This is a genomic window from Nitrospirota bacterium (assembly GCA_037386965.1).
In the GTDB taxonomy this organism is placed as follows: domain Bacteria; phylum Nitrospirota; class Thermodesulfovibrionia; order Thermodesulfovibrionales; family JdFR-86; genus JARRLN01.
This window is the reverse complement of record JARRLN010000125.1, coordinates 1-6001: the sequence shown is the minus strand read 5'-3', so window position 1 is coordinate 6001 and position 6001 is coordinate 1. Positions and strand designations below refer to the sequence as shown.

The window sequence follows — 6001 nt, the reverse complement described above, 5'->3', positions numbered from 1 at the left end:
CTGGGACGTGGGGGCGGGCTCCGGGGCGGTGGGCATCGAGGCCAAGCGTCTGGCCCCCGGCTTGCGGGTCATCGCGGTGGAGAAGGACAGGGCCAGGGTGGAGGGCATCAGGCGCAATGCCGAAAGGCTGGCCGCCGGCGGGCTTGAGGTCATCCGGGGCGAAGCGCCCCGGGCGCTCAGGAGCCTTCTCCCGCCGGACAGGGTGTTCATAGGCGGGGCGGGGAAGGGTCTTACGGAGATTATCGAGCATGTATCGTCCCGGATGAAGAAAGGCAGGGTGGTGATGACGGCCATAACCATGGAGAGCGTCGAGGAGGCCCTCCGGGCGCTCCGGGCCCAGGGGCTCGCCCCGGAGGCGTGCTCCCTTTCGGCATCGAGGATGACGGAGGTGGCCGGGCGGCATTATATGAAGGCCCTGAACCCCGTCTTCGTCATCGAGGCCGGGCGATGAAGGGCATGCTTTACGCGGTGGGGGTGGGCCCGGGGGACCCGGAGCTTCTCACGCTGAAGGCCAAGAAGGTTCTCGAACGTGCCGGGGTCATCTGCTTTCCCAGGGGACGGGAAGGGGGAGGAAGCCTGGCCCTCGGCATCGTGGAGCAGGTCATGGACCTCGGGGAAAAGGAGGTGATGGAGGTCCATTTCCCCATGAAGAAGGGCTCCCAGCGGGAGGCCCTCCTGCCGGCTGCGGCCAGGGTGCGCGACATCCTCGCGCGGGGCACAGACGTGGCCTTCATCACCCTGGGGGACCCCACCTTGTACAGCACGTTCTTTCATCTTCATGACGCCCTCAAGGAGTTGGACACGGAGGTTTCCTTCGAGGTCGTCCCCGGGGTAAGCTCCATCACCGCCGCGGGGGCCAGGGCCGGGGTGAGCCTTGCGCTTTCAGGCGAGAGGCTGGCCGTCCTTCCGGCTACCTATGCCGGGGACCTGGACCGGGTGCTTCGGGACTTCGACACGGTCGTTCTCATGAAGGTCCACCGGGTGCTCGATGACGTAAAGAAGATCCTCTCTGCCGCGGGGCTCCTGGAAGGCGCGGTCTGCGTCTCGCGGGCCGGGATGAAGGGGGAGCTGGTCAAGCCGCTGGCCGAGACAAGCCCCGAGGAGATAGATTACTTTTCCACGGTTATCGTCAGGGGGAGGCGCGATGGGTAAGGTCTTTTTCGTGGGAGCGGGGCCGGGGGACCCGGAGCTTATCACCGTGAGGGGGCGGAGGCTCCTGGACGAGGCCCAGGTGGTCCTCTATGCCGGAAGCCTCATAAACACCGCTCTGCTCGACGGCCTCCGGGCGGAGTGCCACGACTCGGCGGGCATGGACCTGGACGAGATAGTGGAAGTTCTCGAGAAAGCGGCCTCGGAGGGAAAGCGCGTGGTGCGGCTACATTCCGGGGACGTTTCCTTCTATAGCGCCATAACGGAGCAGATCCACCGCCTCGGGGAGCGCGGCATCGAGGTGGAGGTGGTCCCCGGGGTCTCCTCCCTGGCCGCCGGGGCGGCGGCCCTCGGGCAGGAGCTCACCGTGCCGGAGGTAAGCCAGACGGTCATCGTCACCCGCCGAGCCGGGCGCACGCCCGTGCCGGAGAAGGAGGCCATAGAGCTTCTGGCCTCCCACCGGGCCACCATGGTCGTCTTCCTGAGCGTGGGCATGATGGAGGAGCTGGCCGGGGAGCTCATCGAAGGGGGCTACCCCGCGGGCACGCCCGCCGCCGTCATCGAGCGGGCCTCCTGGCCTGGGGAAAGGGTCATCCGGGGCACCCTGGAGGACATCGCCGGGAAGGTCAGAGAGGCGGGCATTACCCGCACGGCCCTCATCTACGTTGGAGAGTCCCTCCGGGCCTCCCTGGAGGCACCCGGCAAGACATCGAGGCTCTACCACAGGGACTTCCGACGAGGCCGAGGTGATGCGCTACCGCCCGGGCGAGGTGAGGCGCCACTGGCGCGGTGCGGGCGCCTGTATATTTTTCACCTCCACGGGCATCGCCGTCCGTGCGGTGGCCCCCCTCCTTGAGGGCAAGGCCCGTGACCCCGCAGTGCTCGCGGTGGACGAGAAAGGCCGCCACGTGGTGAGCCTCCTCGGGGGCCATGGGGCGGGGGCCAACCGCTTGGCCGGGGAGATAGCCGCCCTTTTGGGCGGAGAGGCCGTGCTCACCACGGCAACCGACGTGAGCGGCCTCACCCCCGTGGACGTCTTCGCGGGGGAGCGGGGCCTCCTCATCGAAAACCCCGCCCTCCTGCCCCGCGTCTCGGGAAGGCACGTGGAGCGGAAATCCCTGCGCGTCTATTGCGAGGAGGACCTGGAGCTTCCCCCGGACTACGAGCCCGCCGCCCCCGGGGCGGCGGACGTCCTCATTACCACCAGGACCCTTCCCGGGGAGGGCCTTTTTCTGAGGCCCCGGCGGCTGGTGCTGGGCATGGGGCTCAACAGCGGCACCCCTCGAAAGGAGATAGCCAAAGCGGTGGACGCCCTGTTTGAGGCCGAGGGCCACTCTCCCCTTTCGCTCAGGCTCATTGCCACCCACGAGAAGAAAAAGCGGGAAGAGAGCTTGAGGCAGTACGCCCGGGAAAGGGGCGTCGAGGTGCGGGGGTTCACCACCGGGGAGTTGAACTCCGTCAGGGGCGTCGCACCCTCCGCCCATGCCCGGAAGGCCCTGGGCGTGCAGGGAGTGGCCGAGCCGGCGGCCCTTCTGGCAAGCCGCGAGCCCGGCCTTCTCGTCCCGAAGAGAAAATATGGGAACCTCACCCTTGCCCTGGCGCACTGCTCCGGGAGGACGCTCACGGTCGTGGGCACGGGGCCGGGCGGGCTGGAGCATCTCAGCGTGCGGGCCCTGCACGCCCTCCGGCGGGCCCGGGCCGTGGTGGGCTACCGGCCCTATCTCAAGCAGGTGGAGCCCCTTTTGGAGGGCAAGGAGGTGGTCTCCTCGGCCATGACCCAGGAGGTGGAAAGAGTTAAGCGGGCGGTGGAGATGGCCGCCTCGGGAAAGGAGGTCGTTCTCATAAGCGGCGGGGACGCCGGCATTTACGGCATGGCGGGCCTGGTCTACGAGGTCATACGGAGCACGGGCGCGCCCCTGGATGTGGAGGTCGTCCCGGGCATATCGGCCCTGAACGCCTGTGCCGCACGGCTGGGCGCTCCCCTGATGCACGACTTCTGCGCCATAAGCCTTTCGGACCGCCTCACCCCCTGGCAGCTCATCGAGGAGCGCCTCGATGCTGCCGGCAGGGCGGACTTCGTGGTGGTGCTCTATAACCCCAGGAGCAGGGGCAGAAAGACGCATATCGAGCGGGCCCAAGAGATTCTTCTCCGGCACAAGCCCCCGGAGACCCCCGTGGGCATCGTGCGTGCGGCCACCCGGGAGGACGAGGAGAGCGTCCTCAGCACCCTGGGGGAGATGCTCGAGCACCCCCTGGACATGCAGTGCACCGTCGTCGTGGGCAACTCCATGAGCTTCCGCTGGCAGGACCGCATGGTCACGCCCCGGGGATACGGACACCGGTATGCCTTCTGAGCCCGCCGCCTTCCTCTGGGACGAGTCGTTCCTCTGGGGGCTCCTGTCCTTCCGGGCGCTCAGGGAGCGGGGCCTGGCCTTCCGCCTCGTGAGTGCGGGGGACATCCGGCGGGGAAGGCTCCGGGAGCACCGCGCCCTCTACGTCCCCGGCGGATGGGCCACCAACAAGATGAAATCCCTGGGCCAGGACGGCGTCCGCGCCGTCACGGATTTCGTCCGCTCCGGGGGCACCTACGTGGGCATCTGCGGCGGGGCGGGCCTGGCCACCCGCGAGGGCATGGGCCTGGTGAACGTAAGGCGCAAGCCCCTCTCCGAGCGCGTGCCCAGCCTGAGCGGCCCAGTCAGGCTCCGCCTCTCGCCCCACCCCCTCTGGGAGGGAGTGCAAGGAGACGTCTTTCACATCTGGTGGCCCTCCCAGTTCGTGGCCGAAGACGAGGGGCTCAGGACGCTGGCCTCCTTCGAGGAGGCCACGGCGGATGCCTTCACCTCCGACATCAACGTGGGCGATACGGCTTGCTCGGAGCAGGCGGGCTGGGCGGCACTGGAGGAGCGCTACGCCCTCAACCTCGACCCGCGCCGGATGAAGGGCGACCCCCTGGTGCTCGTGGGCTCCGTGGGGGCGGGCAGGGTTTTCCTCTCCCTGGTGCATTTCGACACCCCGGGGGACGAAAACGGCGGACGGGTCCTCGCCAACATGTGGGGGGAAGACCAGTCTCCTTTTCACGGGGACCAATCCCCTTTTTTCACGTCCCCCGGAAGTGGAAACCAGTTCCGTTCTCCTTTATCTTCTCGTGGAGGCGCTGGCTCCTGGGGCACGGGTGTCCGGGACACGGGTGTCCGGGGCGCGGGCGCCCTTGGCACTGGTGCCCTTTTTGAGATAGTGGAGGAGCTTTTCGAGGTGGGCGTGCGGAACTTCCTCTGGTTCCGGCGGGGGCCGTTGATTCAGTGGCGGCGGGGGGTCCGCGGCCTTGAGTACTTCACCCTTTATGAGATGGTCCGGGAGCTCTCGCTCCGCCTGCCCCGAGGCGCGCAAACGGGCGAGCTCGTGGCCGAGCTCCGGGCCTTCGCCGGGAAAGCCTCGGGCCTTCTTCTCCGGGAGCGCCGCGCCCTGGACCGGGGGGAGCGGCTTACTTTCAGAGAGGCCGCCGACCCCGGGACCCGAGCGCTCCGGGAGGAGCTTTTCTCCCGAAGCAAGAGCCACGGCGGCCTGTTCAAGCGGCTCCTGGAGAAGGTGGACCGGCGGCTCTACGCCCTGCTCGGGGAGGAGGCCTGAGGGAGCCTACGCCTTGTGCGGCTGGTCCTTCCTGAGCTCCTTCTTCAGGGCGACGGCGAGGTTTCGCATCTCCTCGCCCAGAAAGATGAGTATGTCGTCCAGGGAGACGAAGCCCACGACCCTGTCGTGCTTGTCGGTGACCGGGAAACGCCTTACGTAATGGCTCTTCATCAGCTCGGTGACGCGCATGATGTCCTCGTCTTCCGAGACGGTAATCACCGGGGCGCTCATGATGTCCTTTACGGCCACCTTGGCAGGGTCCTTCCCGGGGAGCATGACCTTGAACAGAAGGTCCCTGTCCGTCAGAATGCCCATCGGCCTGTTTTCCCCGTCGGCCACCACCACGCTGCCCACGGACATGTCGTGCAGGTACTTCACGGCGTCCATGGCCGTTGCGCCGCCGGGCAGGGAGGTTATCTCGTGCGTCATGATATGAGCAAGCGACATCTCTCGCCTCCTTGCGTTTGGAAGGTTCGTCCTAATTCCATCGTAGCAGGTGGCCGTCCCTTGAGCAAGCCGCTCCAAGGTTCTATCGCTCAGGCCGTGGCCTGCGCCCCCGGTTTTTTTAATTATCTATCTCCCCAACTCGCCCAGCCTCTCTTCCCCTCTTATTCGGCGGCAAGGAGTTTTATTACTGTCCGGGCGGCCTTATATGAGTGACGAATGGGTAGAAAGCCCCTTGAAACGCCCTGCACCGGCCCTATCGGGTCGGAACGTTCGCAGACCTTTCTCTTTATGCAACGGCGGCCGCCCTCCATAGGCAGTTCCTCCAAAGGAGTCACTGCCAAGCCGCCTCAGGTCAAACGGCAACGACAAGGAGGCCTTCGGCTACATAATTTATTAAATTGCCCTAGAACGCTCAGGGCTGTCCCCTGGGCAGCCCGTTTCGATGTCAGGACGCTCCGGACCGTGTCCGGCGGTGATTATAGCTACTTCGGCACGGGCCTTTACCCTGCTATAATCCTCTGCCATGAGAGTGCCTCACGTGCTGCTGAAAAGCTGGTTTTTCGGGGCCGTTCTGACAATCGTCTTCCTGCTTGTCACGGTCTTTGGGCTCACTGCCTTTGAGCCCCTGGAAAACGGGTTTTACGACTTTCTTCTCGGGTTGAGGGGCACGGAGGCCACCGGCAGGGTGGTCCTTGTGGACATGGACGAAAAGAGCGCGGAGCTTCTGGGGCCCCGGCCCTGGCCGCGCACGGTCATGGCCGACATGCTGGAGCGCCTC

At 66.4% G+C, this 6001-nt stretch carries 7 protein-coding genes; 6 read left to right on the top strand and 1 reads right to left on the bottom strand.

Going from position 1 to position 6001, the window contains the following annotated elements; translation table 11 throughout:
- From cbiT to P8Y39_12675, 5 genes are all read left to right on the top strand, one after another.
- On the top strand, nt 1–451 hold a 451-nt coding region (gene cbiT / locus P8Y39_12695; GenBank protein MEJ2193174.1), incomplete at its 5' end, for a precorrin-6Y C5,15-methyltransferase (decarboxylating) subunit CbiT.
- Entirely contained in the window at nt 448–1152 is a 705-nt protein-coding gene (cobI, locus tag P8Y39_12690; GenBank protein MEJ2193173.1) for a precorrin-2 C(20)-methyltransferase, read from the top strand. The genes cbiT and cobI, both read left to right, overlap by 4 nt.
- On the top strand, nt 1145–2005 hold the full coding sequence (gene cobM, locus P8Y39_12685) for a precorrin-4 C(11)-methyltransferase (protein MEJ2193172.1): 861 nt from the start codon (nt 1145–1147) through the stop codon (nt 2003–2005). The genes cobI and cobM overlap by 8 nt, the downstream gene beginning before the upstream one ends.
- Nucleotides 1899–3503, top strand: a complete 1605-nt coding sequence (cobJ, locus tag P8Y39_12680; protein MEJ2193171.1) for a precorrin-3B C(17)-methyltransferase — start codon at nt 1899–1901, stop codon at nt 3501–3503. Before cobM ends, cobJ begins: the two co-directional genes overlap by 107 nt.
- Nucleotides 3493–4776 carry a BPL-N domain-containing protein gene (locus P8Y39_12675; GenBank protein MEJ2193170.1) on the top strand — a complete coding sequence of 428 codons (1284 nt, stop codon included), beginning with the start codon at nt 3493–3495 and terminating at the stop codon, nt 4774–4776. Before cobJ ends, P8Y39_12675 begins: the two co-directional genes overlap by 11 nt.
- A 6-nt stretch (nt 4777–4782) precedes the next feature.
- On the opposite strand, the gene P8Y39_12670 is transcribed toward P8Y39_12675, so the two are convergent.
- On the bottom strand, nt 4783–5223 hold the full coding sequence (locus tag P8Y39_12670) for a CBS domain-containing protein (protein MEJ2193169.1): 441 nt from the start codon (nt 5221–5223) through the stop codon (nt 4783–4785).
- Nucleotides 5224–5761: 538 nt separating this feature from the next.
- Between P8Y39_12670 and P8Y39_12665 the strand changes: the two genes are divergently transcribed.
- On the top strand, nt 5762–6001 hold a 240-nt coding region (locus P8Y39_12665), incomplete at its 3' end, for a CHASE2 domain-containing protein (GenBank protein MEJ2193168.1).

What these genes read in the sequence shown, in the direction of transcription:
- cobI (MEJ2193173.1), top strand. Translation starts at nt 448, where the DNA reads ATGAAGGGCATGCTTTACGCGGTGGGGGTGGGCCCGGGGGACCCGGAG.
- P8Y39_12670 (MEJ2193169.1), bottom strand. Translation starts at nt 5,223, where the DNA reads ATGTCGCTTGCTCATATCATGACGCACGAGATAACCTCCCTGCCCGGC.
- cobM (MEJ2193172.1), top strand. Translation starts at nt 1,145, where the DNA reads ATGGGTAAGGTCTTTTTCGTGGGAGCGGGGCCGGGGGACCCGGAGCTT.
- cobJ (MEJ2193171.1), top strand. Translation starts at nt 1,899, where the DNA reads ATGCGCTACCGCCCGGGCGAGGTGAGGCGCCACTGGCGCGGTGCGGGC.
- P8Y39_12675 (MEJ2193170.1), top strand. Translation starts at nt 3,493, where the DNA reads ATGCCTTCTGAGCCCGCCGCCTTCCTCTGGGACGAGTCGTTCCTCTGG.